The organism is Pseudomonas sp. GW823-FHT02C02, assembly GCF_058797635.1.
The window spans coordinates 259,204-284,711 of record NZ_JBXAJV010000008.1; the positions used below are offsets into that span (position 1 = coordinate 259,204).

Annotated in this window: 27 protein-coding genes, 4 tRNA genes and 1 pseudogene; 18 read left to right on the plus strand and 14 right to left on the minus strand. The window is 58.9% G+C overall.

Going from position 1 to position 25,508, the window contains the following annotated elements; all coding sequences use genetic code 11:
* Positions 1-81: 81 nt before the first annotated feature.
* The 7 genes from AC1ROI_RS16960 to thiO are packed head-to-tail and all read left to right on the plus strand — an operon-like array spanning position 82 to position 6,850.
* Complete coding sequence (locus tag AC1ROI_RS16960; protein ID WP_010467543.1) at positions 82-555, plus strand: GspH/FimT family pseudopilin; 474 nt, start codon at positions 82-84, stop codon at positions 553-555.
* Positions 552-1,001: a type IV pilus modification protein PilV gene (gene pilV / locus AC1ROI_RS16965; protein ID WP_042932547.1), complete on the plus strand. Its 450-nt coding sequence runs from the start codon at positions 552-554 to the stop codon at positions 999-1,001. The genes AC1ROI_RS16960 and pilV overlap by 4 nt, the downstream gene beginning before the upstream one ends.
* Positions 998-1,711, plus strand: coding sequence for a PilW family protein (locus tag AC1ROI_RS16970; protein WP_077749391.1), 714 nt, complete (start codon positions 998-1,000; stop codon positions 1,709-1,711). The genes pilV and AC1ROI_RS16970 overlap by 4 nt, the downstream gene beginning before the upstream one ends.
* Positions 1,708-2,178: a pilus assembly PilX family protein gene (locus tag AC1ROI_RS16975; protein ID WP_102593903.1), complete on the plus strand. Its 471-nt coding sequence runs from the start codon at positions 1,708-1,710 to the stop codon at positions 2,176-2,178. The genes AC1ROI_RS16970 and AC1ROI_RS16975 overlap by 4 nt, the downstream gene beginning before the upstream one ends.
* The gene (locus AC1ROI_RS16980) at positions 2,165-5,275 is read left to right on the plus strand and encodes a pilus assembly protein (protein WP_102593902.1); all 3,111 of its coding nucleotides are present in this window, start codon (positions 2,165-2,167) and stop codon (positions 5,273-5,275) included. The genes AC1ROI_RS16975 and AC1ROI_RS16980 overlap by 14 nt, the downstream gene beginning before the upstream one ends.
* Before the next feature lie 14 nt (positions 5,276-5,289).
* Positions 5,290-5,691 carry a type IV pilin protein gene (locus tag AC1ROI_RS16985; RefSeq protein WP_077749389.1) on the plus strand — a complete coding sequence of 134 codons (402 nt, stop codon included), beginning with the start codon at positions 5,290-5,292 and terminating at the stop codon, positions 5,689-5,691.
* Positions 5,692-5,749: 58 nt separating this feature from the next.
* Entirely contained in the window at positions 5,750-6,850 is a 1,101-nt protein-coding gene (gene thiO, locus AC1ROI_RS16990; RefSeq protein ID WP_102593901.1) for a glycine oxidase ThiO, read from the plus strand.
* Positions 6,851-6,979: 129 nt separating this feature from the next.
* Here thiO and AC1ROI_RS16995 read toward each other — a convergent pair whose 3' ends face one another.
* The 4 genes from AC1ROI_RS16995 to AC1ROI_RS17010 form a co-directional block, all read right to left on the minus strand.
* Positions 6,980-8,320: a sigma-54-dependent transcriptional regulator gene (locus tag AC1ROI_RS16995; RefSeq protein WP_010467552.1), complete on the minus strand. Its 1,341-nt coding sequence runs from the start codon at positions 8,318-8,320 to the stop codon at positions 6,980-6,982.
* A 2-nt stretch (positions 8,321-8,322) separates the two neighbouring features.
* Positions 8,323-9,912, minus strand: a complete 1,590-nt coding sequence (locus tag AC1ROI_RS17000) for a sensor histidine kinase (protein ID WP_010467553.1) — start codon at positions 9,910-9,912, stop codon at positions 8,323-8,325.
* Entirely contained in the window at positions 9,902-10,135 is a 234-nt protein-coding gene (locus AC1ROI_RS17005) for a PP0621 family protein (RefSeq protein ID WP_094470587.1), read from the minus strand. Before AC1ROI_RS17005 ends, AC1ROI_RS17000 begins: the two co-directional genes overlap by 11 nt.
* Positions 10,136-10,248: 113 nt before the next feature.
* A complete protein-coding gene (locus AC1ROI_RS17010) occupies positions 10,249-11,271 on the minus strand; it encodes an outer membrane protein assembly factor BamD (protein WP_010467556.1) in 1,023 nt (340 codons plus the stop codon).
* A 151-nt stretch (positions 11,272-11,422) separates the two neighbouring features.
* On the opposite strand from AC1ROI_RS17010, the gene rluD reads away from it, so the two are divergent.
* The 7 genes from rluD to AC1ROI_RS17045 all read left to right on the plus strand — a co-directional run bounded on the left by rluD (position 11,423) and on the right by AC1ROI_RS17045 (position 16,537).
* On the plus strand, positions 11,423-12,385 hold the full coding sequence (gene rluD / locus AC1ROI_RS17015; RefSeq protein ID WP_007942311.1) for a 23S rRNA pseudouridine(1911/1915/1917) synthase RluD: 963 nt from the start codon (positions 11,423-11,425) through the stop codon (positions 12,383-12,385).
* Positions 12,382-13,101 (plus strand): peptidoglycan editing factor PgeF, encoded by a 720-nt coding sequence (pgeF, locus tag AC1ROI_RS17020; protein ID WP_102593900.1) that lies wholly within the window; start codon positions 12,382-12,384, stop codon positions 13,099-13,101. The genes rluD and pgeF overlap by 4 nt, the downstream gene beginning before the upstream one ends.
* A gap of 156 nt (positions 13,102-13,257) precedes the next feature.
* The gene (gene clpB / locus AC1ROI_RS17025) at positions 13,258-15,822 is read left to right on the plus strand and encodes an ATP-dependent chaperone ClpB (protein ID WP_010467561.1); all 2,565 of its coding nucleotides are present in this window, start codon (positions 13,258-13,260) and stop codon (positions 15,820-15,822) included.
* A gap of 300 nt (positions 15,823-16,122) precedes the next feature.
* Positions 16,123-16,198: transfer RNA gene (locus AC1ROI_RS17030), tRNA-Asn, on the plus strand.
* A gap of 9 nt (positions 16,199-16,207) precedes the next feature.
* Positions 16,208-16,284, plus strand: a tRNA-Pro gene (locus AC1ROI_RS17035).
* A 5-nt stretch (positions 16,285-16,289) separates the two neighbouring features.
* Positions 16,290-16,365 (plus strand) — tRNA-Lys (locus AC1ROI_RS17040).
* Positions 16,366-16,460: 95 nt separating this feature from the next.
* Positions 16,461-16,537 (plus strand) — tRNA-Pro (locus AC1ROI_RS17045).
* Positions 16,538-16,699: 162 nt separating this feature from the next.
* Here AC1ROI_RS17045 and AC1ROI_RS17050 read toward each other — a convergent pair.
* The gene (locus tag AC1ROI_RS17050) at positions 16,700-17,098 is read right to left on the minus strand and encodes an HvfA family oxazolone/thioamide-modified RiPP metallophore (protein ID WP_010467563.1); all 399 of its coding nucleotides are present in this window, start codon (positions 17,096-17,098) and stop codon (positions 16,700-16,702) included.
* Between the two features lie 304 nt (positions 17,099-17,402).
* Positions 17,403-17,711 (minus strand): annotated as a pseudogene (locus AC1ROI_RS17055) (FAD-dependent oxidoreductase); the annotation flags it as partial.
* 190 nt (positions 17,712-17,901) lie between these two features.
* Here AC1ROI_RS17055 and AC1ROI_RS17060 point away from each other — a divergent pair.
* Positions 17,902-18,222 carry a hypothetical protein gene (locus tag AC1ROI_RS17060; protein WP_146012985.1) on the plus strand — a complete coding sequence of 107 codons (321 nt, stop codon included), beginning with the start codon at positions 17,902-17,904 and terminating at the stop codon, positions 18,220-18,222.
* A gap of 75 nt (positions 18,223-18,297) precedes the next feature.
* Here AC1ROI_RS17060 and AC1ROI_RS17065 read toward each other — a convergent pair whose 3' ends face one another.
* From AC1ROI_RS17065 to AC1ROI_RS17080, 4 genes are read right to left on the minus strand one after another with little or no spacing between them, the layout of a single operon-like run.
* Entirely contained in the window at positions 18,298-19,596 is a 1,299-nt protein-coding gene (locus AC1ROI_RS17065) for an NAD(P)/FAD-dependent oxidoreductase (protein ID WP_010467566.1), read from the minus strand.
* A gap of 60 nt (positions 19,597-19,656) precedes the next feature.
* Positions 19,657-19,830 (minus strand): DUF3094 domain-containing protein, encoded by a 174-nt coding sequence (locus tag AC1ROI_RS17070; RefSeq protein ID WP_008028730.1) that lies wholly within the window; start codon positions 19,828-19,830, stop codon positions 19,657-19,659.
* Positions 19,831-19,881: 51 nt separating this feature from the next.
* Entirely contained in the window at positions 19,882-20,409 is a 528-nt protein-coding gene (locus tag AC1ROI_RS17075; protein ID WP_010467568.1) for an MOSC domain-containing protein, read from the minus strand.
* Positions 20,406-21,032, minus strand: coding sequence for a DUF1780 domain-containing protein (locus AC1ROI_RS17080; RefSeq protein ID WP_007970534.1), 627 nt, complete (start codon positions 21,030-21,032; stop codon positions 20,406-20,408). The genes AC1ROI_RS17075 and AC1ROI_RS17080 overlap by 4 nt, the downstream gene beginning before the upstream one ends.
* Before the next feature lie 129 nt (positions 21,033-21,161).
* Between AC1ROI_RS17080 and AC1ROI_RS17085 the strand changes: the two genes are divergently transcribed.
* The 3 genes from AC1ROI_RS17085 to AC1ROI_RS17095 all read left to right on the plus strand — a co-directional run bounded on the left by AC1ROI_RS17085 (position 21,162) and on the right by AC1ROI_RS17095 (position 22,594).
* Positions 21,162-21,629: a hypothetical protein gene (locus AC1ROI_RS17085; protein WP_010467572.1), complete on the plus strand. Its 468-nt coding sequence runs from the start codon at positions 21,162-21,164 to the stop codon at positions 21,627-21,629.
* Positions 21,626-22,315 carry an energy-coupling factor ABC transporter permease gene (locus AC1ROI_RS17090; RefSeq protein ID WP_083375730.1) on the plus strand — a complete coding sequence of 230 codons (690 nt, stop codon included), beginning with the start codon at positions 21,626-21,628 and terminating at the stop codon, positions 22,313-22,315. Before AC1ROI_RS17085 ends, AC1ROI_RS17090 begins: the two co-directional genes overlap by 4 nt.
* 63 nt (positions 22,316-22,378) lie before the next feature.
* Positions 22,379-22,594 (plus strand): hypothetical protein, encoded by a 216-nt coding sequence (locus AC1ROI_RS17095; RefSeq protein WP_077750266.1) that lies wholly within the window; start codon positions 22,379-22,381, stop codon positions 22,592-22,594.
* Between the two features lie 3 nt (positions 22,595-22,597).
* On the opposite strand, the gene yacG is transcribed toward AC1ROI_RS17095, so the two are convergent.
* Genes yacG through AC1ROI_RS17115 form a run of 4 tightly spaced genes read right to left on the minus strand, consistent with a single transcriptional unit; the run spans position 22,598 to position 25,506 of the window.
* A complete protein-coding gene (gene yacG, locus AC1ROI_RS17100; protein WP_077750267.1) occupies positions 22,598-22,798 on the minus strand; it encodes a DNA gyrase inhibitor YacG in 201 nt (66 codons plus the stop codon).
* Positions 22,795-23,418, minus strand: coding sequence for a dephospho-CoA kinase (gene coaE / locus AC1ROI_RS17105; RefSeq protein ID WP_102593899.1), 624 nt, complete (start codon positions 23,416-23,418; stop codon positions 22,795-22,797). The genes yacG and coaE overlap by 4 nt, the downstream gene beginning before the upstream one ends.
* Positions 23,415-24,287, minus strand: coding sequence for a prepilin peptidase (locus AC1ROI_RS17110; protein WP_102593898.1), 873 nt, complete (start codon positions 24,285-24,287; stop codon positions 23,415-23,417). Before AC1ROI_RS17110 ends, coaE begins: the two co-directional genes overlap by 4 nt.
* Before the next feature lies 1 nt (position 24,288).
* Entirely contained in the window at positions 24,289-25,506 is a 1,218-nt protein-coding gene (locus tag AC1ROI_RS17115) for a type II secretion system F family protein (RefSeq protein WP_010467583.1), read from the minus strand.
* Positions 25,507-25,508: the final 2 nt, after the last annotated feature.

Here is a 25,508-nt window from a genome sequence, read left to right on the forward strand (position 1 = left end):
ATGGCAAATCAACCGCACGCCGGGCGGTCGAATGTTCTAGCGTGTAGACGCAGGTATAGCCGACGGCAACGGAGGGCACCGATGGATCATCGTACAAAAGGTTTCACGCTGATCGAGCTGCTGGTCTCGCTCGCGGTCTTTTTGATCCTGATCACCCTGGCCGTACCGGCGTTCACCCGGTCGGTGCAAGGCACCAAGGCAGACACCGAAATCGGCGACCTGCAACGCGGACTCAATTTCGCACGACTTGAGGCCATCGACCGGGGCGTCTCCATTCGGGTTCGTCCGGTCGCTGTTGGTGGCGCCTGGACCGGTGACTTGGCGGTATATGACAGTACGAACACGCCGGCCAATGTATTGCGGGTTGTTCCAGCACTGAGCAGCGGCGCGAGTCTGACGCTACCCTCAGGAGTGACCGCCATCGATTTCAACAATCTGGGTGGTTTGTCAGCGCCAGCCACACCCGTGGTGATCAGCTATGTATTGGGGGCGCAAACCAGGACGCTGAATGTGTGTTTGAACGGACGAATTCTATTGGGTGGAAGTTGCGGATGAGGGAACGGGGCAAACATGCACAGGAGGGCATGACGCTGATCGAAGTGCTGGTCGCGTTGGTGATTCTGACCGTGGGGCTGCTGGGCGCGGCGGCGATTCAGCTCAATGCGCTGAAATACACCGACAGCTCGCGGATGACCAGCCAGGCGAGTTTTATCGCCTACGACATGATGGACCGTATCCGCGCCAATTCCGGCGCCGACTACACTGTGACGCCTCCGACGTCGGGCAACCTGAACGTCGCCCGCGATCAGGACCTCTACGACTTCACCACCAATATCGTCAATTTCGGCGGTGCGACGGCCACTGGCACCGTTACGCTGAATCAGCGCGTGTACACCATCACCATCACCTGGGATGACTCGCGCGCCGCCAATATTGCCAACTCGCGCCGCAGCTTTGTCTTGACCAGTCGCGCCACGGTCGACCCGGTGGCAACCCCATGAGGCGGTCCAGCAGAGGTTTCGGGCTGATCGAGTTGTTGATTGCCCTCGCGTTGAGTTTGATTGTGGTGCTGGGCGTGGCTCAGATCTTCATCGCCGCCAAGAACACCTACATCAGCCAGAACGCCGCCGCCGCCATGCAGGAAGATGCGCGTTTTGTGCTCAGCAAGATGATTCAGGAAATCCGCATGGTCGGCATGTTTGGCTGCCTGGGGACGATCACCGATTCAAGTACAGGGGGGAGCTTCGCTGCCAGTCAGATAACGCCGATCAGCTGGGATAATGCCAACCAGAAATTGACCCTGGTGGCCGCCGATGTGGGAGCGGGTGGCGGGGCGCCAGCCTGGACAGTGGTTTCTGACTGTCGAAATACGGCGACGGCGTATACGAATCCACCGGCGCTGACATCGGGGCAGTTGGCGTTTCCCATACGGCGGCTGATCTACAGCTTCAGCAATAACAAAATCATGATGGGCTCCGGTCCCGGCACGCCGGCCCAGTTCGTACTGGTCGATAACGTCAGTGCTTTCAGCGTGCTCTTCGGCCTCGCCAATTCGGCCACCGATGTAGCCGCTTCCAGCTACAGCGCCAACCCGTCCGACCCCGCGCGAATTCGCAGCGTGCGCCTGACGATGACACTCTACGACCCGAACAGTCGGGTTAAAAATCAAACCTTCACCGTGGTTGCCGCCTTGCGCAACAGGTTGCCATGAAGGAGGCCTCCATGACGTTTCATGCCCAGCGGGGTATGGCGCTGCTGGTCAGCCTGGTGTTTCTGCTGTTGCTGACCTTGATCGGTCTTTCATCGATGCAGAACGCCACGCTGCAGGAAAAAATGGCCGGCAGCGTGAGCTTGCGCAACCAGTCGTTCCAGAGCGCCGAAGCTGCATTACGCGTGGGAGAAAGCGCGGTGCAACTGGACAGCTATTCATTGCCGGTCTGCAGCCAGTGCGCGCCACCGTCGGACGCGTTGACGGTCACTGCCGCCGGCCCCGGTTCGACCCCCGGCGTGACCTGGATCGCCTCGGGCAAGGGCTTTTACGGGGTGCAGAATATCGGCACTACGGTCAACGCCGTGAATGTGCCGAGCAACACCTCGGCGACGCTTTACCGGGTGACCGCCGTCGGCATCGCGGGCAACTCGCGCAGCGTCGTGGAGAGTATTTATGCGAAGTACTGAAGGGTGCCGTGGCGTGTGGCAGCTGTTTTGCGGCGTTGTACTGGGACTTTACCTGTCCGCACCGGCGTATGCCTTCACGCCGTCGGATTCACCGCTGTTGAGCGGCGCAGCCGTCCCTCCGAACGTCATGCTGCTGATCGACGACTCGGGGAGCATGAACAACATCATTTGGGCGTCGGGGTTCAATCCGGCGGCCAACTATGGGCAGATCGCGATTTGCAGTTCCAACACCTCCTGTTTAAGCGGTCAGAACCTGAACATGAGTGATACCAATATTTTGCTGTCGAGCCTCAATCGCGGCGGTTGCTCGACCAACGGCAACTGGTACGGTTTTTATCGCGGCTTTCTCGGTTTGACACCCATCTGCCTGAAGCTGCCGGATCCGGTGGGCAATGAAAATACGCGCTACACCGCCGACTACCTGGCTTATCTGCTGGGGTTGGCCAACGGTTCGAGCAAGGATTTCACCACGGGCGCCAGCGCGATCCCCAATGAATACCGGATCAGCGTGGCCCAGGATGTCTCCACAAGCCTGGTCTCCAGCAATCGCTCGCTGCGTATCGGTCTTGCGACGTTCAATCCGCCTACAACCAGCAACTCCGGTGGTGGTGGCTTTATCGCCCGATCGATCAGCGATCTCTCTGCGGTGAGCGGCAGCGTCACCCAATCCCAGGCGGATACCAACTACAACAACCTGATCTCTGCCATCAACGGCTTGAGTGCCGTGGCCAATACACCGCTGGCGGAAACCTACTATGAAATAAACCGTTATTTTCGAGGCCTGGCGCCGGTCTACAACTCGACACCGGCGACTTACAGCAGCCCGATCCAGTATCGCTGCCAGAAAAACTATGGCGTGGTGATCACCGATGGCTTGCCGACCTTTGACCGGACTTTCCCGGGCACCGACCCACTGGCGGGCGCTCGCCTTCCAAACTGGGATGGCGTGAATAACGATGGCGACAACCTCAATGGTGATGGAGAAGGCGACACGCTGTATCTGGACGACATCGCCAAGTTTGGCTTCGACATCGACATGCGTTCCACGGGAACCGATCTGGCAGGCAAAAGCTGGAACGCTGGGGATTTTCCCAAGCAGAACATCAACACCTATACCGTGGGCTTCACCGCCGCGAACCAAATGCTGTCGGACGCCGCCAACTACGGACAGGGCAAGTACTATCAGGCGACCGACAGCGCAGGACTCAGCAGTGCGCTGTCCTCGGCGCTGAGCGACATCACCTCCAAGGCCGGTTCCGGTGGCAGCGGCGTCACCAGCGGCACCACCCTGGCCAGCAATTCGAGTTACTTTCAGACCATTTATGACCCCAAGGACTGGCGCGGCACGATCAAGTCCTTTGGCTTCACCTCGGCGGGTATCGTGAATACCTCTGCGGCACTCTGGACCACCGACACCACGATCGTCCCGGGTGCCACAGCGCCGACTTACCAGTCCTGGAACACCCTGACCAACGCCGCAGTCACCTTGGCGTATGCCAGTTTTTCCCCGGCACAACAGACCTCCCTCAGCCAAAGCCTGCCCACCGGCATTACCGGCAGCGATCTGGTGGAGTGGAGCAAGGGCACCAACAAAACCGGGCTCAAGGTGCGTAGCGTGCTGCTCGGCGACATCATCAATTCACCCCTCGTGCTGGCGTCACCCACGGACAAGACCGCCTCTGATCTGGTGGGGGACACCACTTACAGCACCTACCTGACCACCAAAGCCTCCACCATGAGTCCCAGCCTGGTGGTGAATGCCAACGACGGGTTTGTGAATGTCATCAACTCGGCCAATGGCACCCGGCGTTATGCCTACATGCCGTCCAGCGTGTTGCCATCACTGCGCTACATCGCCGACCCGACCTACATCAACGGTGTGAGCCACAAGTTTCTGGTCGACGGTCAGGTCGGGGTGTTCGATGCCCAGTTCAGCAGCGTCTGGAAAACCCTGGCCATTGGCGGAACCGGGGCTGGCGGCAGGACTTTTTATGCGTTGCAGCTGTTCGATGCTTCAGCGGGCAACGTGTTCAAGGCGCTGTGGGAAATCAGTGCGCCGGCCACGGCCAGTACTGCGAACGCTTTCAATGATCTGGGTTATGCCTATGCACGGCCGGAAGTGGCACGCTTGGCCGACGGTCGCTGGGCCGCGTTCATTTCCAACGGCTATGGCAGTAACTCCGGGGTGGCGGCGTTGTACGTAGTGGACGTTCGTGACGGCTCGTTGATCAAGAAAATCGTGGTCGACAGCGCCGACACCAACAATGGCCTATCGTCGGTGAAGCTCAGGGTCAACTCGCAGAATGTGGTGCAGGCCGCCTATGGTGGCGACCTGAAAGGGCGGTTATGGAAGTTCGATTTGAGCGCTACCGCCCCCGACTCCTGGGGCGTGGCATTCTCCGGCAAACCGCTGTTTACCACGGCTGGCGGCGCCACTCAGCCCATTACTGTGCAGCCGTTGCTGGCGGACAATTCATTGGGCGGCAAGGAAGTGTTTTTCGGCACCGGCAAATTCAACGAGACTGCCGACAAGACCAACAAGGATTTGCAGGCGTTCTACGCCGTGTGGGATGCGGAGGGCGGCGCGGGTCAGATCACCGTGTCCAGTTTGCAGGCACAAGCGGTGACCGGTGTGTTCTCGGGCAGCACCGGACAGTTCATCACCACCAGTCAAAACGACGTGACCTATCCGGGGGAGAAGGGCTGGTACTTGCCGCTGGTGTACAACAGCGTGTTGACGGGGGAGCGGGTGATCAATCAGGCCAGCCTGGTGCTGGGACGGATCGTCTTTACCACGGCGAGTGTGGACACCACTGACCCGTGTGCCAGCTTTGGTACCGGCAAACTGGTCGAACTGGATGCGTTCAGCGGTAAGATGCTCAATTATGCGGTGCTCGACACCAATAACGACGGGACGGTCGACAGCACGGACACGGTGTCCAGCGGAGTGATTTTCACCGGTGGCATCCCGACCCTGAACGCCATCGTCAACGGCGCGACCCGCAAGGTTGTGAACGACTCCAGTGGCGGCATCAGCACCCTGGTGGAAAAATCCGGCGGCGGCAGCCGTCGCATCATGTGGCGACAAATACAGTAAGTGAGAGTGAAGGAATGCGTAGATCCAACCGAGGTTTCACCCTGATCGAAATCATGATCGTGATTGCGATCATCGGGATCGTCATCACCATTGGTGCTCCGAGCCTCACCGAGTACGTGAAAAAGGGCCGCCGCACCGAAGTGGCCGGGCTGCTCTCCGAGCAGGCACAGATCCTTGAGCGGTTCTACTCGAAGAACAATGTCTATACCGCTGCCACCGGACTGAGCGCCGGCAACGATTTTTACACCATCACCCCGACCCTGACCGATCAAACCTTTTTGCTGACGGCAACGCGCAAGACCGGCGCTGCGATGGCGACTGACAAGTGCGGGGATTTCACCCTCACCAACACCGGCGTCAGAAGCATGGTCAATGCGACGTCCGGGTTGGCGACCAAAGATTGCTGGGGTCGCTGAGTTCCTTTTTCGGGCGCCTTTTTTGCGCCCTCTGTCTATTTACCGGTTGGATCAGAACATGAGCAGGCAACAGCAAGTGGTGATTGTCGGCGGCGGCGTGATTGGGCTGCTGACGGCGTTCAATCTCGCATCCGAAGTGCAAAGTGTTGTGTTGCTGGATCGTTCGAGCGTGGGGCAGGAATCGTCATGGGCCGGTGGCGGGATTGTTTCCCCGCTCTATCCATGGCGCTACAGTCCGGCAGTCACCGCGCTGGCGCATTGGTCCCAGGATTTTTATCCGCAGCTCGGTGAGCGACTGTTCGCCGCAACCGGGGTTGATCCCGAAGTGCATACCACCGGCCTGTACTGGCTGGATCTGGATGACGAGGCCGAGGCGTTGGCCTGGGCCGAGCGGGAAAACCGTCCGTTGCGGGCTGTGGATATCTCGGCGGCACACGATGCCGTACCAGTGCTGGGCCCCGGGTTTTCCCGGGCGATCTATATGGCTGATGTGGCCAACGTGCGTAATCCACGGCTGGTAAAGTCCCTGAAGGCTGCATTGTTGGCGCTGCCGAACGTGACGATTCGTGAGCAGTGCGAAGTCAGCGGGTTTATTCGCGAAGGCGACAGGGTTGTCGGCGTGCAGACTCCGGTGGGCCCCATACACGGTGATCAGGTGGTCCTGACGGCTGGCGCCTGGAGTGGTGACTTGCTCAAGAGTCTGGACCTTGAGTTGCCGGTCGAGCCGGTCAAAGGGCAGATGATTCTGTACAAATGCGCAGCGGACTTCCTGCCGAGCATGGTGCTGGCCAAGGGGCGTTATGCGATTCCCCGGCGCGATGGACACATTCTGATAGGCAGTACGCTGGAGCATGAAGGCTACGACAAGACGCCGACCGACTCGGCGCTGGAGAGTCTGAAGGCATCAGCGGTAGAGTTGATTCCTGCGCTGGCAGAGGCCGAAGTGGTGGGGCATTGGGCTGGATTGCGCCCGGGTTCGCCGGAGGGTATTCCCTACATTGGCCGAGTGCCGGGGTTCGATGGACTTTGGCTCAACTGCGGGCATTACCGTAACGGGCTGGTGCTGGCGCCGGCGTCGTGTCAGTTGTTTGCGGATGTGATGTTGGGCAGGGCGCCGATTATTGATCCTGCGCCGTATGCGCCGACCGGGCGGATCTGACAGCAAGATTCTTTATTGCCTGCCAGATCGCTTTCGCGGGCAAGCCTCGCTCCTACAGGTTTGAGTCGTTCAATACACTTGCGAACGACACACCCCCTGTAGGAGCGAGGCTTGCCCGCGAAGGGGCCCTCAATCCAGACCCAACTTCTTGAGCCGATATCGCATCGATCTGAATGAAAGATTCAACCGCTGAGCCGCCGCCGTGCGGTTCCAGCGGGTTTCCTCCAGTGCCTGGAGGATGAGTTTGCGTTCGACGTTTTCCAGATAATCTTCCAGGTTATCGATTTGCGTCAGGTCCGGCACGCCGCTCTCTGCCGTGCAGTTACCTTCGGCCAGTCGCAGGTCGCTGGCTTCAATCTGTTTGTCCTCGCACAGGGTGTAAGCCCGCTCCAGCACGTTCTCCAGCTCCCGTACGTTGCCCGGAAAACGGTAACTTTTCAGCGCATCCAGGGCGAGTGGATGGAGTTTTGCGGCGGGTTGACCGCTGCCGGCCGCCAGGCGCTTGAGCACATGGCTGGCCAGCGGTTCGATGTCGTCGCGGCGCTCGCGCAAAGGGGGGACGCGCAGTTCGATCACGTTCAACCGGTAGTACAAATCCTGGCGAAAGCGTTCGGCGGTGACTTCGGCATCGAGGTCTTTGTGGGTGGCACAAAGGATGCGGACATCAACCACCATTTCTTGCTGACCACCGACACTGCGAATGGCTTTCTCCTGAATGGCTCGGAGCAGTTTGACCTGCATCGCCAAGGGCAGATCGGCCACTTCGTCGAGAAACAGTGTGCCGCCGTGGGCGGCCTGGAACAGCCCTGGTTTGTCTTCGATGGCGCCGCTGAAACTGCCTTTGCGATGGCCGAAGAATTCACTCTCCATCAACTCTGACGGAATTGCCCCGCAGTTGACCGGGACGAACGGTTGATTAGCCCGCGGGCCCTGCTCGTGGATCAGTCGGGCGACCAATTCCTTGCCACTGCCGGATTCGCCGCTGATGTACACCGGGGCCTGACTGCGTGCGAGTTTGTCGATTTGTTTGCGCAGGTTGCGCATGGGCAGTGAATCGCCCAGCAACCGGCGATCGATGGCGGTACTGGCGCCACCCGGTGCCGGCAAGCGCAGGGCGCTGGTGACCAGTTCGCGCAGGCGCGTCAGGTCAACCGGCTTGGTCAGGAAGTCGAAAGCCCCTGCCTTGAGGGCGTTGATCGCTGTTTCGAGGCTGCCGTAAGCGGTGATCATCGCCACCGGCACGTGTGGGTAACGCTGCTGGATGTACTGCACCAACTCAAGGCCGGTGCCGTCGGGCAGGCGCATGTCGGTCAGGCACAGATCGAATGTCTCGCGCATCAACAAGGCTTGGGCTTCGCCAAGGTTGCGGGCACTGTAGGTATCGAGTTTCATCCGTCCCAGGGTGATTTCCAGTAGTTCGCGGATATCCGGTTCGTCGTCGACGATCAGGACTTTTGGCCGTGGGCTCATGTTCAACTTTGTTTCCGTCCGTGAGCAAAAGTGATGCGAAAGCAGCCGCCGCCTTGGCGTGGTTTGAAGTCTAGGCGGGCCTGGTTGCTTTCGCACAGCTCACGGGACAGATAAAGCCCCAGGCCTGTGCCCTGGCTACTGGTGGTGAAGAACGGTTCGAACAAATGCGTCTGTTGGTCCGGCGCCACGCCGGGGCCGTTGTCCCGGACTTCGAGCGTCGGCAACTGGCTGTCGGGCTCGACAAACAACTCGAGCCAGGCCTGCGCCAGGTCGTGATTCAGGGCGCTATGGCGCCAGGCATTGCGCAACAGATTGTCGAGAATCTGAGTCAGCTGATTCGGGTCCATCAGGGTTTTGAAGTCGCCCGGGCCGATGTGCAGGTGAATCAACTGGCGATCGGTCGCGCCTTCACGGGTTTCGGCGACGAAATGTTCCAGCCACGGCTTCAGATCGAGCCGTTGCGGTACGGTTTGCTGGCGGCGGGACAGTTGCAGGACGTTTTCGATAACCCGATTCATTCGCTGAGAGTGGTCTTGAATAATCTGCGTCAGACGCCGATCCGCGCCGTTCAGTTCCTCAGATTCCTGCAATAGCTGCGCGGCATGACTAACGGCGCCCAGCGGATTGCGGATTTCATGGGCGATACCCGCCGTCAGGCGCCCGAGTGCGGCGAGCTTCAGTTGCTGCGCTTGTTGAGCGATCTGGGCGAGGTCCTCCAGAAATACCAGGGTGTGGTGGTTCGGGCTTTGGTCCAACGCAATGAAGCTGGGTTGCAGTTCTATGCCACTGCTGGCGATTTTCAGGCTTTGCGGTCGCAGCGATGGATTGTTGAACCACAGCTGAAGGCGTTCGACCAAGGCCGGCGAATAGTCGTCGATCAACTGACCATCGAGGTCGTTCTGCCCCAGTAAGGTCAAGGCGCTTTGATTGGCCAGTCGCACCCGCCGCTGGTCGTCCAGCACCAGAATGCCCGTGCGCATGCGGTGCAGGATCAGCGCATTGAGCGCTTCCAGGCCAAGCACTTCACTGGCTCGCTGTTCAGCGAGGTTTTCGCTGACTTCCAGTCGCCTGATCAGACCTTGCACCAGCAACGCCGCGGCAAAACACAGCGCGCCGAGAGTGCCGACTTGCAGGTACTCGCCGGGACTGATCGGGTGACTGAAACTCAGGAGGAAGCCAAGGCCGACGATGCCAAGGGCGGCGACCGCCGCGATCAACAAGCCGATACGCCCGCGCAACAGGGTGTTGCTGATGGCCACCGAGACAATGAGCAGGTTGCCGATGGCGCTGGCCACACCGCCCGCGGCATAGAACAGACCGCACAGCAGAAGGACATCGACCAATGCGAGGCTGAAAAGCTGCGCCGGCCGTCGGGTGTTCTGCCAAAAGACCACCAGCAGGATGTTCAGCACCAGGTACAACCAACTGCCACTGCGCAGCAGGTCATCCTGGGCGAAGGCCAGCAGCTGGTTGTCCATGTTGCTGGAAATCAACAGTACGAGGGTGATGCCGACGCTTAAACGGTAGAGATGGTAAAGACGCAGCAGTCGCTGTGCCTGTTTGCCGCCGGGAGTGGACGTCTCAGCGACCACTTGGGCCCGGGCCTTGCTCAAGGTGAGCCTGGCTGCAATACCACTGTTGTTGAAGGCTCAGCGCGCGATCGCGGGGCAGGTGTACGCCGCAATGCGCGCAGCGGACCATCGGTGCGGCATCCAGCTCGGCGGAGGACCTGGGCGCGGAAGTCGAAGCCTTGAACTTGCGCCAGAACCATACCGCAGCGGCAATCAGGGCGATCCAGAACAGTAAACGAAGCATGGTGAGCTGCTTTATTGGCTAATGAGCAGGCAGTTTAGCCAAGGACCTGACCTGCGCACAGCGCAATAAAAAAGGGAGACTCAAGAGTCTCCCTTTTTGCATAACCCGATGTGTCAGTCGAACACGCCGAAGGTCATGTAGCTGAACCACGAGCGGTCTTCGCTGTTGGCTTCGGACTCGTGTTCCTCTTCTTCGATCACGTCGCCATCTGCATCTTTAGGCTTCAGATCGTTCGGAATCGCGTCCTTGGCATCCTGGAACTGCTTCTGCACGTCCTGGTTGGCGCGGGTTTCGCCCGGCGGCAGAGGAGGACGGGATTCGATCAGGCCCAAGGTGGCCTTGCTCAGCCACGAACGGTTGTCGGCTTCGTCGACCGAAGGCTTGAACTGACCGTCTACCAGGCTTGGGTGGTTCGGGTAGTTGAGCTTCAGGGTTTCAAGGCTGGTGGCTGCCAGGTCGTCCAGGTGCAGACGTTGGTAGGCTTCAGTCATCACCGCCAGGCCGTCACCGACCGAAGGGGTTTCCTGGAAGTTTTCCACTACGTAACGGCCACGGTTCGCAGCGGCGACATAGGCCTGACGGGTCAGGTAGTAGTCGGCAACGTGAATCTCGTAGGCCGCCAGCAGGTTGCGCAGGTAGATCATGCGCTGCTTGGCGTCCGGCGAGTAGCGGCTGTTCGGGAAACGGCTGGTCAGCTGGGCGAACTCGTTGTACGAGTCGCGGGCCGCACCCGGGTCACGCTTGGTCATGTCCAGCGGCAGGAAGCGCGACAACAGGCCGACGTCCTGGTCGAAGGAGGTCAGGCCTTTGAGGTAATACGCGTAATCCACGTTCGGATGCTGTGGGTGCAAACGAATGAAACGCTCGGCAGCAGACTTCGCAGCCTCAGGCTCGGCGTTCTTGTAATTGGCGTAGATCAGCTCGAGTTGAGCCTGATCGGCGTAGCGCCCGAACGGATAACGCGACTCCAGCGCCTTCAGCTTGGCTGTGGCGGCAGTGTAGCTATTGTTGTCCAGGTCGGTCTGAGCCTGCTGGTACAGCTCGACTTCACTAAGGTTTTCGTCTACGACTTCCTTCGATGAGCAAGCAGCGGTCAATGCGAGGATGGCGATCAGCAGCAGGTGTTTCACTTGCATGGCGGCTTGCGTCCCTATGACGGCCGCTGTCTTGGGCGGGGCCGTCCTGTTATGATGAGCGCCCCGTTGAATAGCCTCGGGGCAAAAGACGCCGTATTTAACCACAAGCGCGCAGCCGAAACCAAAGGCTGTGCCGACGCCTAGTCTGAGCATGTCCGATAAAATTGAACTTCGCGCAGAGGTGCCGTCCGAATTGGGCGGCCAACGCCTCGATCAAGTCGCCGCACAATTATTCGCTGAGCACTCGCGCTCGCGCCTTTCCGCCTGGATCAAAGACGGCCGCCTGACTGTGGATGGGGCGGTTATCCGCCCGCGAGACATCGTTCATGGTGGCGCCATTCTTGAACTGACTGCCGAGCAGGAAGCTCAGGGCGAATGGATCGCTCAAGACATCGAGCTGGACATCGTCTATGAAGACGATGACATCCTGGTGATCAACAAACCTGCGGGCCTGGTGGTGCATCCTGCCGCCGGTCACGCGGATGGCACCTTGCTCAACGCCTTGCTGCACCACGTGCCGGACATTATCAATGTGCCCCGCGCCGGTATCGTGCATCGCCTGGACAAGGACACCACCGGTCTGATGGTGGTGGCCAAGACCATTCAGGCGCAGACACAGCTTGTCACGCAATTGCAGAGCCGTAGCGTAAGCCGGATCTACGAATGCATCGTGATCGGTGTGGTGACGGCCGGCGGCAAGATCAATGCGCCGATCGGTCGTCATGGCCAGCAACGCCAGCGCATGGCCGTGATGGAAGGGGGCAAGCAAGCCGTCAGCCATTACCGCGTACTTGAGCGTTTCCGCTCTCACACGCACGTGCGGGTGAAGCTGGAAACCGGTCGTACACACCAGATTCGCGTGCACATGGCCCACATCAACTACCCGTTGGTCGGAGATCCTGCCTACGGCGGTCGCTTCCGCATTCCACCGGCCGCCAGTGTGACCATGGTCGAATCGTTGAAGGCGTTCCCGCGTCAGGCACTGCATGCGCGGTTCCTGGAGCTGGATCACCCGACCACCGGTAAACGCATGAGCTGGGAATCGCCATTGCCGGATGATTTCGTCTGGTTGCTGACGCTGCTCAAGCAAGACCGCGAGGCGTTCATCGGATGAGTGACTGGCTGATTCCCGACTGGCCTGCGCCTGCCGGGGTGAAAGCCTGCGTTACCACCCGTGCGGGCGGCGTCAGTCTGGCGCCGTTCGACAGCCTCAACCTTGGCGATCACGTCGGCGACAACCCGGAAGCGGTTGCCGAAAATCGCCGACGCCTCACCGATCATTTCTCTATTCAGCCGGCCTGGTTAAAGCAGGTTCACGGCATTGCCGTGGCCCATGCCGACCCCAATATCACGGCAACCGCTGATGCCAGTTGGACGACAACCCCCGGCATTGCCTGCGCGGCAATGACCGCCGATTGCCTGCCAGCGCTATTTTGTAACCGCGCCGGTACTCGCGTCGCGGCGGCCCATGCCGGTTGGCGTGGATTGGCGGCAGGTGTGCTCGAAGCGACGCTCGACAGCCTGGCGGTGCCTCCAGAAGACGTGCTGGTCTGGCTGGGCCCGGCCATTGGCCCGCAAGCCTTTGAAGTCGGCCCGGAAGTGCGCGAGACCTTCGTCCAGCAACTGCCCGAAGCGGCCAAAGCCTTTGTGCCCAGCCAAAACGCTGGCAAGTTCATGGCCGACATCTACGAACTGGCGCGTTTGCGCCTTGCTGTGCGCGGTGTCACCGCTGTTTATGGTGGCGGTTTCTGCACCGTGACCGATCCTCGCTTCTTTTCTTACCGCCGCAATCCACGCACGGGTCGGTTTGCCTCTCTTATCTGGCTGTAGTGCCCTATCTGGGGTACGAACGCTAGACTTCTCTGATCTACATCAATTCCAAGACGCTTGAATCTCCCAGAATCGACCACATCTAATGAGGTATCTGGCAGGTTTCTTCATTCAGGATGTTTTATAGGTCCGGCCTGCTCAAAAGGAAGGTGACCCATGCGCATAGATCGTTTAACCAGCAAATTGCAGTTAGCTCTATCCGACGCCCAATCGCTGGCCGTCGGCCTTGACCATCCCGGCATCGAGCCGGCGCACTTGATGCAGGCCATGCTTGAACAGCAGGGTGGTTCGATCAAGCCCCTGCTGATGCAGGTCGGTTTTGACGTCAACAGCTTGCGTAAAGAGCTGACCAAAGAGCTCGACCAGCTCCCGAAAATCCAGAACCCGACCGGCGACGTGAACATGTCGCAGGATTTGGCGCGCCTGCTTAACCAGGCCGATCGCCTGGCCCAGCAGAAGGGCGATCAGTTCATCTCCAGTGAGTTGGTATTGCTCGCCGCGATGGACGAGAACAGCAAGCTCGGCAAATTGTTGCTCGGTCAAGGCGTCAGCAAAAAAGCCCTCGAAAACGCGATCACTAACCTGCGTGGTGGCGAAGCGGTCAATGACGCCAATCACGAAGAGTCGCGCCAGGCGCTGGATAAATACACCGTCGACCTGACCAAGCGTGCCGAAGAAGGCAAGCTCGACCCGGTGATCGGCCGTGACGACGAAATTCGCCGGACGATCCAGGTCCTGCAGCGTCGCACCAAGAACAACCCGGTGCTGATCGGTGAGCCTGGCGTGGGTAAAACCGCCATTGCCGAAGGCCTGGCCCAGCGCATCATCAACGGTGAAGTGCCGGATGGTCTGAAGGGCAAGCGCCTGCTGTCCCTGGACATGGGGTCGCTGATTGCCGGTGCCAAGTACCGCGGCGAGTTCGAAGAACGCCTGAAATCGCTGCTCAACGAGCTGTCGAAGCAGGAAGGTCAGATCATTCTGTTCATCGACGAACTGCACACCATGGTCGGCGCCGGTAAGGGCGAAGGCTCGATGGACGCGGGCAACATGCTCAAGCCTGCATTGGCACGCGGCGAATTGCATTGCGTTGGTGCGACCACGCTGAACGAGTACCGCCAATATATAGAGAAGGATGCGGCACTCGAACGACGCTTCCAGAAAGTCCTGGTGGACGAGCCGAGCGAAGAGGACACCATCGCGATTCTGCGGGGCCTCAAAGAGCGTTATGAGGTTCACCACAAAGTCGCGATCACCGACGGTGCCATCATTGCCGCGGCCAAGCTCAGCCATCGCTACATTACCGACCGTCAATTGCCGGACAAGGCCATCGACCTGATCGACGAAGCGGCCAGCCGTATCCGCATGGAGATCGACTCCAAGCCGGAGGTCCTCGACCGTCTGGAGCGCCGTCTGATTCAGCTGAAGGTGGAATCCCAGGCGCTGAAGAAAGAAAGCGACGACGCGGCGAAGAAACGTCTGGAGAAGTTGCAGGAAGAAATCGTTCGCCTCGAACGTGAGTATTCGGACCTCGAAGAAATCTGGAACTCGGAAAAAGCCGAGGTACAGGGTTCTGCGCAGATCCAGCAGAAAATCGAACAGTCCCGTCAGGAACTGGAAGCCGCGCGCCGTAAAGGTGATCTGAACCGCATGGCCGAGCTGCAATACGGGGTGATCCCGGACCTGGAGCGCAGCCTGCAAATGGTCGACCAGCATGGCAAAAGCGAAAACCAGTTGCTTCGCAGCAAGGTGACTGAAGAGGAAATCGCTGAAGTCGTCTCGAAGTGGACCGGCATTCCGGTGTCGAAAATGCTCGAAGGCGAGCGCGACAAGCTGATGAAGATGGAAAGCCTGTTGCACCAGCGTGTGATTGGTCAGGACGAAGCGGTGATCGCCGTTTCCAACGCGGTGCGGCGTTCCCGGGCCGGGTTGTCCGACCCGAATCGTCCGAGCGGTTCGTTCATGTTCCTCGGCCCGACCGGTGTCGGTAAAACCGAGCTGTGCAAGGCGCTGGCCGAGTTCCTCTTTGATACGGAAGAGGCGATGGTGCGGATCGACATGTCCGAGTTCATGGAGAAACATTCCGTGGCCCGGCTGATCGGTGCACCACCGGGCTACGTGGGCTATGAAGAGGGCGGTTACCTGACTGAGGCGGTGCGTCGCAAGCCTTACTCGGTGATCCTCCTGGACGAGGTCGAGAAGGCCCACCCGGATGTGTTCAACATCTTGCTGCAAGTGCTGGAAGATGGCCGCTTGACCGACAGCCATGGCCGCACGGTAGATTTCAAGAACACCGTGATCGTCATGACCTCCAACCTGGGCTCGGTGCAGATCCAGGAACTGGTCGGTGATCGGGAGGCGCAACGCGCGGCGGTGATGGATGCGATTTCCACGCACTTCCGGCCGGAGTTCATCAACCGGGTCGACGAAGTGGTGATCTTCGAGCCGTTGGCGCGGGATCAGATCGCGGGCATTACCGAGATCCAGTTGGGTCGTCTGCGCAGTCGCCTGACTGAGCGCGAGTTGAAACTGGAGCTGAGTCCAGAGGCCATGGACAAGCTGATCGCGGTAGGTTACGACCCGGTGTACGGCGCACGACCGCTCAAACGAGCGATTCAGCGCTGGATCGAGAACCCGCTGGCACAGCTGATTCTGTCCGGTCGATTCATGCCTGGCGACACGGCTGTCGGCAAGGTGGAGAACGACGAGATCGTATTTGCCTGACCTGTCACGGCGGTGAAATAAACAAGGCCTCGCATTGCGAGGCCTTTTTTTCGTCAGGTTGTTGAACTGAAAGGAAAAGGCTTGTAAAGTGCGCCCCGCAGTAAGTCGCCCGTAAGGGTTTCTGCTCCCCAAGCAGAAATCTGAAATAAGTTGCAAATCATTAACTTGAATGCAATTTAAGGGGTTGACAGAGGTGCTTAAGATTGTAGAATAGCGCGCCTCAGACACACGAACGCAGCGATGCGAACGGGTCGAAGAGAGTGCAACATTGCGTCAAACGTTGTAATTGAAATATGTAGTTCCGTGATAGCTCAGTCGGTAGAGCAAATGACTGTTAATCATTGGGTCCCAGGTTCGAGTCCTGGTCACGGAGCCAATTTCAAACCGGGGTATAGCGCAGTCCGGTAGCGCGCCTGCTTTGGGAGCAGGATGTCAGGAGTTCGAATCCCCTTACCCCGACCATTTTTGGGTCGTTAGCTCAGTTGGTAGAGCAGTTGGCTTTTAACCAATTGGTCGTAGGTTCGAATCCCACACGACCCACCATTTTTGAAACCAGTTAACGCTGGGATCAGATCTTAAGATCAGACGCCAAAAGCTCTGTTCGCAGAAGGCGCCTTTAAAAGGTGCCTTTTTTTTACCGGGGTATAGCGCAGTCCGGTAGCGCGCCTGCTTTGGGAGCAGGATGTCAGGAGTTCGAATCCCCTTACCCCGACCATATTAAAAATCCTCGTATCGAAAGATACGGGGATTTTTTTTGTCTGCAAAAAACAACACTTCAGTTATCGTATAACTCCAGGGCAGCGCTTCCAGGTGTAAATCGCCAGCCGAAAAAAAACCGCGTTTCCCGAAGGAAAAACGCGGTTTGATTCCTGAAGGCTTAGGCGCCGTCTTGGTCTTTCAAATGTTCGAACAGACCTTTTGGCATTTTCTTGCCATTGGCTTCGAAGTTGGCTTTTACGTTGTCGTAAGCCTCTTGCTCGTCGATGAAGCCGTCATGGTTGGTGTCGATCTTGTCGAAATTGGACTTCGGCGCGACTTTCTGGAATTCGGCGCGGGAGACCTTGCCGTCGCCATCGGTATCGGTCTTCGCCATCGACGCATCGCCACACTTGCCTTCGCCACATTTGCCTTCAGGGGTTTTCACCACCTGTTCGGCCGAGGCCAGCAAATAGCCTTGGGTCAACGGCTGCGCAGCGAATACGGAACCGGACAACATCATGCCGCCGGCTAAAACAGCGCCGAGCAGGCCAATAGTGTTTTTGGTAGTACGGGACATTTCAATACTCCTGGGTTGCACGACACAACCGTTCGATAAAGGACGCCACGTGAGTGCGGCGATAACCGTAGCGGGCGAGTTGCCTTGCTCGGATGTGGCCATTTAAAGGGCGGGGTGTATCGCTACTGTGTCGCGCAAGGGGGAGTTTGTAAGCGAAGGGGAGGAATCGAGGGGGGAGATACAGTGGGACACACAAGTGGACCGAGGTGCCTCATTCGCGGGCAAGCCTCGCTCCTACAGATCGGTGGTTAACTTGTAGGAGCGAAGCGTGCCCGCGAAGAGGCCCTAATGGACGCTGAAGATGTTAATGCAGTTTGAGTCGCGGCTCAGTCCCGCGCCCAATCTTGCTGCCGAGCATCAACATCGCCGTGCGAAACGCGCCATACAGCGCCATCTGGTGCATGCGATACAGCGACACGTAAAACATCCGCGCCAGCCAGCCTTCGAGCATCACGCTTCCGGTCAGGTTGCCCATCAAGTTACCCACAGCCGAAAAACGCGACAGTGAGATCAGTGAGCCGTAGTCGGTGTATTTGTACTCCGGCAACGCCTTGCCTTCGATCCGCAGTTTCAGCGATTTGGCCAGCAACGACGCCTGCTGGTGCGCAGCCTGGGTGCTACTGATGTGCCGTAGGGGGGAGTGAAGGGATGAAGTTGTGCGGGAAATACAGTAGGGGCAACTATCTAATCTTTCTGCACCGTTAGTCGGTACTGTCATTTATGACAGGTGTAATGAGCTCGCAATCAGACTAAAAACATATTGCAGTTGGCCTCTCTTACTTATTTGAATAAGGAAATTAATCATGTCCAACGAATTCCCCGGTGGTCCTAATCCTCCTCCAAAACCAGTATCTCCGCCCTACGTCACATCGCCAGCCGCAAACACCAAAGTGGGTCAGAACTTTCGCGTTCAAGGGGGGGGGCACGCTCGTCACCGTGTGCGAGTGGTAACCCCGGGAAAGGAAGATGCTTTGAGTGCTGAGCAGCTTATGGAAGGAAACGGTCATTTCAATTTGCAGATCAATAAACCGTTATCGAACGGTCAGTTTTGCTTTCAAATTTTGTTATGGAAGGATGGTAATGCGTTGGCACGTAGTCCTACGCACTGTGTTGAAGTGATCTGATGACGTGCTGCATCAGCAAATAAAACGCCCGGTTGTAAAACAACCGGGCGTTTTCATTAGTAACGCACTTACGTACTAGTGCAGCTTCAGCCGCGGCTCAGTCCCGCGCCCAATCTTGCTGCCGAGCATCAACATCGCCGTACGAAACGCGCCATACAGCGCCATCTGGTGCATGCGATACAGCGACACGTAAAACATCCGCGCCAGCCAGCCTTCGAGCATCACGCTTCCGGTCAGGTTGCCCATCAAGTTACCCACAGCCGAAAAACGCGACAGTGAGATCAGCGAGCCGTAGTCGGTGTATTTGTACTCCGGCAACGCCTTGCCTTCGATCCGCAGTTTCAGCGATTTTGCCAGTAACGAGGCCTGCTGATGTGCGGCTTGCGCGCGCGGCGGTACGTTACGATCGGTGCCCGGTTGAGGGCAGGCCGCGCAGTCACCGAAGGCGAAGATGTTTTCATCGCGGGTGGTTTGCAGAGTCGGCAGCACTTGCAGCTGGTTGATGCGGTTGGTTTCCAGGCCATCGATGTCTTTGAGGAAACCCGGCGCACGAATGCCGGCGGCCCAGACTTTCAGGCTGGCGTTGATCACGTTGCCATCGGCAGTGATCAAGCTATCAGCGGTCACTTCGCTGACGGCGGCGTTGGTCATCACATTGACCCCGAGTTTCTCCAGGGTTTTATGCACAGGCCCGCCGATGCGTTCCGGCAGGGCTGGCAGCACTCGTGGGCCGGCTTCGATCAGGGTGATGTGCATGTTTTCCGGTTTGATCCGGTCCAGGCCATAGGCCGCCAGCTCGTGGGCGGCGTTGTGCAGTTCTGCTGCCAGTTCGACACCGGTGGCACCCGCGCCAACGATGGCGACGCTGATCTGCTCGACCTTGTCGGTCTGCCCGGCATGGGCGCGCAGGTAGTGATTGAGCAGTTGCTGGTGGAAACGCTCGGCCTGTTTGCGGGTGTCGAGAAACAGGCAATGCTGCGCCGCGCCCTGCGTGCCGAAATCGTTGGTGGTACTGCCGACGGCAATCACCAGCGAGTCGTAAGCCACTTCACGCGCCGGTACCAGTTCCAGGCCGGCTTCGTCGTAAGTGGCGGCCAGCTGGATTTTCTTCTGCTCGCGATCGAGGCCACTCATGCGCCCCAGCTGGAACTCGAAGTGGTTCCATTTCGCCTGGGCAACATAGTTGAGTTCGTCTTCGGAAGAGTTCAGCGATCCGGCCGCCACTTCGTGCAACAACGGCTTCCAGATGTGGGTCAGGTTCGCGTCGACCAGCATCACGCTGGCCGTGCCACGTTTGCCCAGAGTCTTACCCAGACGGGTAGCCAACTCCAGACCGCCGGCGCCGCCGCCAACGATGACAATACGATGAGTCATAGGGATATCTCGCAAGGCTAAAAGAAATCGGTGCAGTCAACCGAGCGAGCGCGAGGCAGCTCATAGCGTCAGGTAACTGATAAATCGGCTCAACAGGCCTAAACCAATGGTCACTGCCAACACCACCACCAGGAGCATCCACGGCCGGAAAGGTCGGCGCTCGACTCGGTGCTGGGACAGGTGCAGGTACTCTTCGACATGCTTCTGGTCGTCGGGGTTCAGGCGGCTGGTCATATTGGGCCTCGTCAGGTAGACGTTGCTGAAGGTGTAGAAGCTACAGGCTGATTAACGAACGTTGAACGGAGCATAGCCGCTGTCGGGAATGGGTTCGACGCTCACCCTGTCGTCCAGGCGAATGATTCCACCTTGTAGCACTCGGGCCGTGATTCCGCCATGTCCGCGCACAGCCTGAAACGTCCCGGGGCCGAGGTTGTTTTGCAGGCGCGCGCAAGGCTGGCACCAGCCGGTGGTTTCGAAAATTGCCTGGCCGATGCGGAAGCGACGACCCTTGAGGCTGAACAGGTTGATACCACTGATAACGAGGTTGCGCCGCAAATCTTCAGGCAAGACCGGTTTGTCGTGCGGGCGGCCCATCAGCGAACTGATCACCGCCAGATGCTCCCACTGAATCAACGTCACTTGCCGTGCGTTACGGACTCCCGGGCGGGCTCGATCGCCGGTCAGGCCGGCTTCAAGTCGCGCCTCAACGGCATCCAGTTCGATCATTGGCACGTGAGGTTCCGGGCGCACGCCGATCCAGCGCACGCGGCCGGCTTGCGGGACCTCCGCGATTAATGCCTGCAATGGGCTCACAGGCTGATCCCGACGTCGAAGACGATGCTGCGGCCAAGGTTACTGCGCAGGAAGTCCGGAGCGTCCGGATGTGCAAACAGCACTCGGGCGAAGGTCGGACCGACCAACGACAGCGAGCGCCAGCCCTGGCGCAAATATTCGGTCGGCGGCGGAAAATGGCTGTTGAGGTCCAGTACTTCACGCTTGAGGCTGGCGAACGCAATGATGTCCAGTTCCCCCAGGTCCATGCCGCGTTCTTTGTAGTTGTGGGCTTTTTTACGCAAGGTCGGCGCCAGTCTCAGCAGGAATTCATTGGCGGGAATGCGCCGGGGCTTGGCCTCGCGACGCACCAGTTGGCTCAGGGAAAACGCGCTGCGCCGGCGTTGCAGTTCATCGCGCCATTCGTCGTTGAGGCGCCGTCCCTCGTCGAGGACGAAGAACACCTCGAAACTGGCGTCGCGGAACAGCACGTCTGGCGGCTCCCCGGCAGGCGCGAACTCGTCGGCGCGATAGGGAATGTTCAGGCCTTGCAGCAGGCGCTGACAAACCCAACGCTCACGCTCCCATTTGCGGGCATTGGACAGAAAGGCGTTGGCTTGCTCGGCCGCGATGGTCAGCAGGCGTAAATAATCTGAGTCATCCATAGGCCCAAGCTTAGCGTTCAAATGCGACAAGCAGAAAGCGTTTACCGGTAAAGGAGGTCACTGGGCAGTCGGATCGGGCGGTGTAGACTGATGGCCACTGTGTGTAATTGATCCGATAAGGGGGTGAATGTGAAATATTGGCCGGTGTTGCTACTGGGGCTTCTGCCCTTATGGGCCCAGGCGGTGGAGGTGGGCGAGCGACTCGCGCCCTGGACCTTGCTCGATCAATTCGACCAGGCTTATACGCTCGATCATCAGACTCAGACGTTGCTGGTGGCGCGAAGCATGGACGCCGCCAAACTGGTTGACGCTGCGCTGAAAGGCGAGCCCAAGGGTTATCTGGAGGCGCGCCACGTTGTGTTTTTAGCGGACATCCAGCGCATGCCACGGCTGATCGCGAAGATGTTTGCCGTTCCGGCCATGCGTGATTATTCCTATCGGGTCATGTTGGACCGCGAGGGGCGTGTGGCGCCGCGTTATCCCGGGGCTGTGGATAAAGTGCTGTGGCTGCAACTCAAAGATGGCCAATTGGTTGCGCAACACGAATATGCCACGGCCGCGCAGTTGCATGAGGCACTGGAGAAGGCTGGACCATGATCGGTGCCGAGCTGCTGTCCCAGCAAACGCTGACAGTCGGCTGGCTGATTTATGTGTCCGTGCTGCTCTGGGCCCTCTGGCGTGCGCCTTGGGTTGAGCTGTTCACCGACAGCCGCCGTCAGCATTTGCTGTTTGGCACAGTGTTCGCGCTGTTCATGCTGTGGCTGGTGCGACGTGATTTCGATACAGGCGTGTCGTATCACTTCATTGGCATGACGGCCGTGACGTTGCTGCTGGATTGGCCGTTGGCGATCGTCGGTGCCTTGGTGGCGCAATGCGGGCTGGTGCTGCTCGGGCGTCAGGACCTGGCGGCCGTCGGGGTCAACGGTGCGCTGCTGATTGTGCTGCCGGTGCTGGTGACCGAATGCTGTGCGATCCTGGTCGAACGCGCGCAGCCACGTAATCCCTTTGTGTATATCTTCGTTTCCGGCTTCTTCGCCGCGGCGTTGTCAGCGTTGCTGTGTCTATTGCTGGCGCTGTGGCTGTTGTGGTTCAACGAACGTTTCGAGATGCCGTACTGGCTTGAGGATTTTGTCGGTTATCTGTGGCTGCTGATTTTTCCGGAAGCCTTCATCAACGGGATGATTGTCAGCGCGCTGGTGGTGTTCAGCCCGGAATGGCTGGAGACCTTCAACCGCACACGCTACCTTTCGGCGCCCTGGAAAGACGACGATCCCAAATCTTGATCCACATCAAATCGATAAAACGCTGACGCTTTCATGCTCCACAAAACCTACAGGAGCATCGATATGAGTGTGTACGAATGGGCAAGGCAGGAACTGCGTCAGAGTCTGGATAGTGCACAGGAAGTGGGGTTTGATCCGGGATTGAGCCTGCGCGCCTTGCTCAGCGCGGTGGTGCAGCAGAGCAAAGCGGTGCGCAGTGCCGAAGACCTGGCCGACGAGTTGCGCTTTCTGGCGGAAAACCTCGATGAAGACCAGGACTACGGCTTTATGCGGCCCTGAGTGTCAGTGACGCGGGTCGAAGTCTTCGCTGAACATCTCGTCTTCGGCGTCCGGGCTGACCGGAATCTTGTGTTCTTCCGACGCCCAGGCGCCCAGGTCGATCAGTTTGCAACGGTCAGAACAGAATGGCCGGAATTTGTTTTCGGGACTCCATTCAACAGGGGCTCCGCAGGTTGGGCAATCGACGGTTGGGGTTTGGCTCATGACTGGCCTCCACGCAATGTAAGGTAAAAGTGATGCAGGCGTTCGACCTCGCTGTGCAGCCAGGCGAGGTCGCGGTCGTTGACCACCACATCGTCGGCGTGGCTCAAGCGGTCCTGGCGGCTGGATTGCGCCTTGAGGATCGCCTGGACCTGTTGCTCGCTGGTCTGGTCACGCTGCAAGGTGCGTTCGATCTGTAGCTGTTCCGGGGCATCGATCACCAGGACCCGTTGGGTCATGGCGTACTGCCCGGACTCGATCAGCAACGGCGAAACCAGAATCGCGTAAGGCGATTGTGCCTTGGCCAGGTGATCGGTGATTTCCTTGGCGATCAGCGGATGCAGCAACGCTTCGAGCCAGCGGCGTTCCTCCGGCACCTCAAAGATCAGTTTGCGCAGCGCCGCGCGATCCAGTTGTCCGTCGGCTTGCAATACGGCGGGGCCGAAATGTTCAGCGATCTTCGCCAGCGCCGGGCGCCCCGGCTCCACCACCCAGCGCGCCGCATGATCGGCGTCCACCACGTGCACGCCCAGGTCGATGAAGTGCTGGGCAGCCGCGCTTTTGCCGCTGCCGATGCCGCCGGTCAGGCCGAGAATCCAGGGTTTTTCCACAGGGGTATTCATTTCAAACCGACAAACTGCCAATAGAAGCCGGTTATTTGACCACCCCAGAGCAAGGCAATCCAGCCGGCAATTGCCAGAAAGGGTCCGAAGGGGATCGGAGTCGAGGTTTGCGCGTTGCGCAGTCGCAGCAAAATCACCCCGATGATGGCCCCCACGAGCGATGACAGCAGAATGGTCAACGGCAATATCTGCCAACCGCCCCAGGCCCCGAGCAGGGCCAGTAACTTGAAGTCGCCGTGGCCGATGCCGTCCTTGCCGGTGAGCAGCTTGAACAGCCAGAACACCGACCACAAGGTCATATAACCGGCCACAGCGCCCCACAATGCCTCATGCAGTGACACGAACAGCCCGAAGCTGTTGACGATCAACCCCAGCCACAGCAGCGGCAGCACCAATACATCCGGCAGCAGTTGGTGCTCGGCGTCGATTAGACTCATCGCCAGCAGGCCCCAGGTCAGCACCAGCACCATGCAGGCCTGCCAGCCGAAGCCGAAATGCCAGGCGATAAACCCCGAGAGCAGACCGCAGGCCAGTTCAGTCAGCGGATAACGTTTGCTGATTGGCGCGGCGCAGTTCGAGCATCGCCCCCGTAAAAACAGATAACTGAGCAGCGGGATGTTTTCCCAGGCGCGGATTCGATGGTCGCACTGCGGGCAGTGGGAATGAGGCAGCATCAAGTTGTAGGCGGGGCCCGCTGCCTCGGGCGGAAAACCCAACACGTCATGGGCTTGCAGCCGCCATTCGCGTTGGAGCATTTTCGGCAGGCGCCAGACCACCACGTTGAGGAAACTGCCTACCAGCAGGCCGACTGCCAAGGCGATGGCCACGAACACCAGCGGATAGAGGATCAGGACTTCGTTCAAGGGCATGTCAGATCGCTGAGCCGAGTTGGAAGATGGGCAGGTACATCGCAACCACCAGGCCACCGACAATAACACCCAGCACCACCATGATGAACGGCTCCATCAGGCTGGTGAGGTTATCGACCATATTGTCCACTTCGTCCTCGTAGAAGCTCGCGACCTTATCGAGCATGTCGTCCAGAGCGCCGGACTCTTCGCCAATGGCGGTCAACTGGATCGCCATACTGGGAAAGATGCCGGAGGTGCGCATCGAGAAATTCAGCTGCATGCCGGTCGACACGTCCTGCTTGATGCGCAGCACCGCCCGTTTGAACACGATGTTGCCGGTCGCGCCCGCCACTGAATCCAGGGCTTCGACCAACGGCACGCCGGCGGCGAATGTGGTCGACAGGGTGCGGGCGTAACGGGCCACGGCGGACTTGTACATCAAGGTGCCGATCAGCGGCAGCTTCAGCAGCCAGGTGTCCGTGCGGTCCCGAAAGGCCTCGGATGTTTTAAAGGCGTGGCGCACACCGAAGATCGCGGCGATCAACGCGCCAAGCATCATCCACCACCAGGCCTGCAAGAACTCCGACAAGCCGATGACCATCACAGTGAAGGCCGGCAACTCGGCGCCAAAGCCCTTGAACACCGACTCGAACTGCGGCACCACCTTGATCAGCAGAATCCCGGTGACAATGATCGCCACAAAGACCACGGCCAGCGGGTAGGTCATGGCTTTCTTGATCTTGGCCTTGAGGCTTTCGCTCTTTTCCTTATAGGTCGCCACCCGTTCCAGCAGAGTATCCAGAGCGCCAGCCTGCTCACCTGCGTCGACGAGGTTGCAGTACAGCTCGTCGAAATACTGCGGTTTTTTACGCAAGGACGCGGCGAAGCTGTTACCCGCCGCGACTTCCTGCTTCACCTCGTCCACCAGTTTGCGCATGGCCGGGTTGTCGAAGCCTTCACCAATGATGTCGAACGATTGCAGCAGCGGCACGCCGGCTTTCATCATCGTTGCCATTTGCCGGGTAAACAGGGCGATTTCCTGAGCCTTGATCCGATTGCCGAAACTGAAAATCGAGGCGGATTTCTTGCGCACCTTGCCGGGGTTGATCCCCTGCTTGCGCAACTGAGCCTTGATCAAGGCCGGGTTGAGACCGCTCAACTCTCCGGTCATCTTTGATCCTTTCCTGTCCGTGCCTTCCCAGGCGTAGACGCTGATTTTTGCTGCTTTGACCGCCATGT

Coding starts and splice junctions, on each gene's coding strand:
- AC1ROI_RS16960 (WP_010467543.1), top strand. CDS start 82: ATGGATCATCGTACAAAAGGTTTCACGCTGATCGAGCTGCTGGTCTCG.
- pilV (WP_042932547.1), top strand. CDS start 552: ATGAGGGAACGGGGCAAACATGCACAGGAGGGCATGACGCTGATCGAA.
- AC1ROI_RS16970 (WP_077749391.1), top strand. CDS start 998: ATGAGGCGGTCCAGCAGAGGTTTCGGGCTGATCGAGTTGTTGATTGCC.
- AC1ROI_RS16975 (WP_102593903.1), top strand. CDS start 1,708: ATGAAGGAGGCCTCCATGACGTTTCATGCCCAGCGGGGTATGGCGCTG.
- AC1ROI_RS16980 (WP_102593902.1), top strand. CDS start 2,165: ATGCGAAGTACTGAAGGGTGCCGTGGCGTGTGGCAGCTGTTTTGCGGC.
- AC1ROI_RS16985 (WP_077749389.1), top strand. CDS start 5,290: ATGCGTAGATCCAACCGAGGTTTCACCCTGATCGAAATCATGATCGTG.
- thiO (WP_102593901.1), top strand. CDS start 5,750: ATGAGCAGGCAACAGCAAGTGGTGATTGTCGGCGGCGGCGTGATTGGG.
- AC1ROI_RS16995 (WP_010467552.1), bottom strand. CDS start 8,320: ATGAGCCCACGGCCAAAAGTCCTGATCGTCGACGACGAACCGGATATC.
- AC1ROI_RS17005 (WP_094470587.1), bottom strand. CDS start 10,135: ATGCTTCGTTTACTGTTCTGGATCGCCCTGATTGCCGCTGCGGTATGG.
- AC1ROI_RS17010 (WP_010467556.1), bottom strand. CDS start 11,271: ATGCAAGTGAAACACCTGCTGCTGATCGCCATCCTCGCATTGACCGCT.
- rluD (WP_007942311.1), top strand. CDS start 11,423: ATGTCCGATAAAATTGAACTTCGCGCAGAGGTGCCGTCCGAATTGGGC.
- pgeF (WP_102593900.1), top strand. CDS start 12,382: ATGAGTGACTGGCTGATTCCCGACTGGCCTGCGCCTGCCGGGGTGAAA.
- clpB (WP_010467561.1), top strand. CDS start 13,258: ATGCGCATAGATCGTTTAACCAGCAAATTGCAGTTAGCTCTATCCGAC.
- AC1ROI_RS17050 (WP_010467563.1), bottom strand. CDS start 17,098: ATGTCCCGTACTACCAAAAACACTATTGGCCTGCTCGGCGCTGTTTTA.
- AC1ROI_RS17060 (WP_146012985.1), top strand. CDS start 17,902: ATGTCCAACGAATTCCCCGGTGGTCCTAATCCTCCTCCAAAACCAGTA.
- AC1ROI_RS17065 (WP_010467566.1), bottom strand. CDS start 19,596: ATGACTCATCGTATTGTCATCGTTGGCGGCGGCGCCGGCGGTCTGGAG.
- AC1ROI_RS17070 (WP_008028730.1), bottom strand. CDS start 19,830: ATGACCAGCCGCCTGAACCCCGACGACCAGAAGCATGTCGAAGAGTAC.
- AC1ROI_RS17080 (WP_007970534.1), bottom strand. CDS start 21,032: ATGGATGACTCAGATTATTTACGCCTGCTGACCATCGCGGCCGAGCAA.
- AC1ROI_RS17090 (WP_083375730.1), top strand. CDS start 21,626: ATGATCGGTGCCGAGCTGCTGTCCCAGCAAACGCTGACAGTCGGCTGG.
- AC1ROI_RS17095 (WP_077750266.1), top strand. CDS start 22,379: ATGAGTGTGTACGAATGGGCAAGGCAGGAACTGCGTCAGAGTCTGGAT.
- yacG (WP_077750267.1), bottom strand. CDS start 22,798: ATGAGCCAAACCCCAACCGTCGATTGCCCAACCTGCGGAGCCCCTGTT.
- coaE (WP_102593899.1), bottom strand. CDS start 23,418: ATGAATACCCCTGTGGAAAAACCCTGGATTCTCGGCCTGACCGGCGGC.
- AC1ROI_RS17110 (WP_102593898.1), bottom strand. CDS start 24,287: ATGCCCTTGAACGAAGTCCTGATCCTCTATCCGCTGGTGTTCGTGGCC.
- AC1ROI_RS17115 (WP_010467583.1), bottom strand. CDS start 25,506: ATGGCGGTCAAAGCAGCAAAAATCAGCGTCTACGCCTGGGAAGGCACG.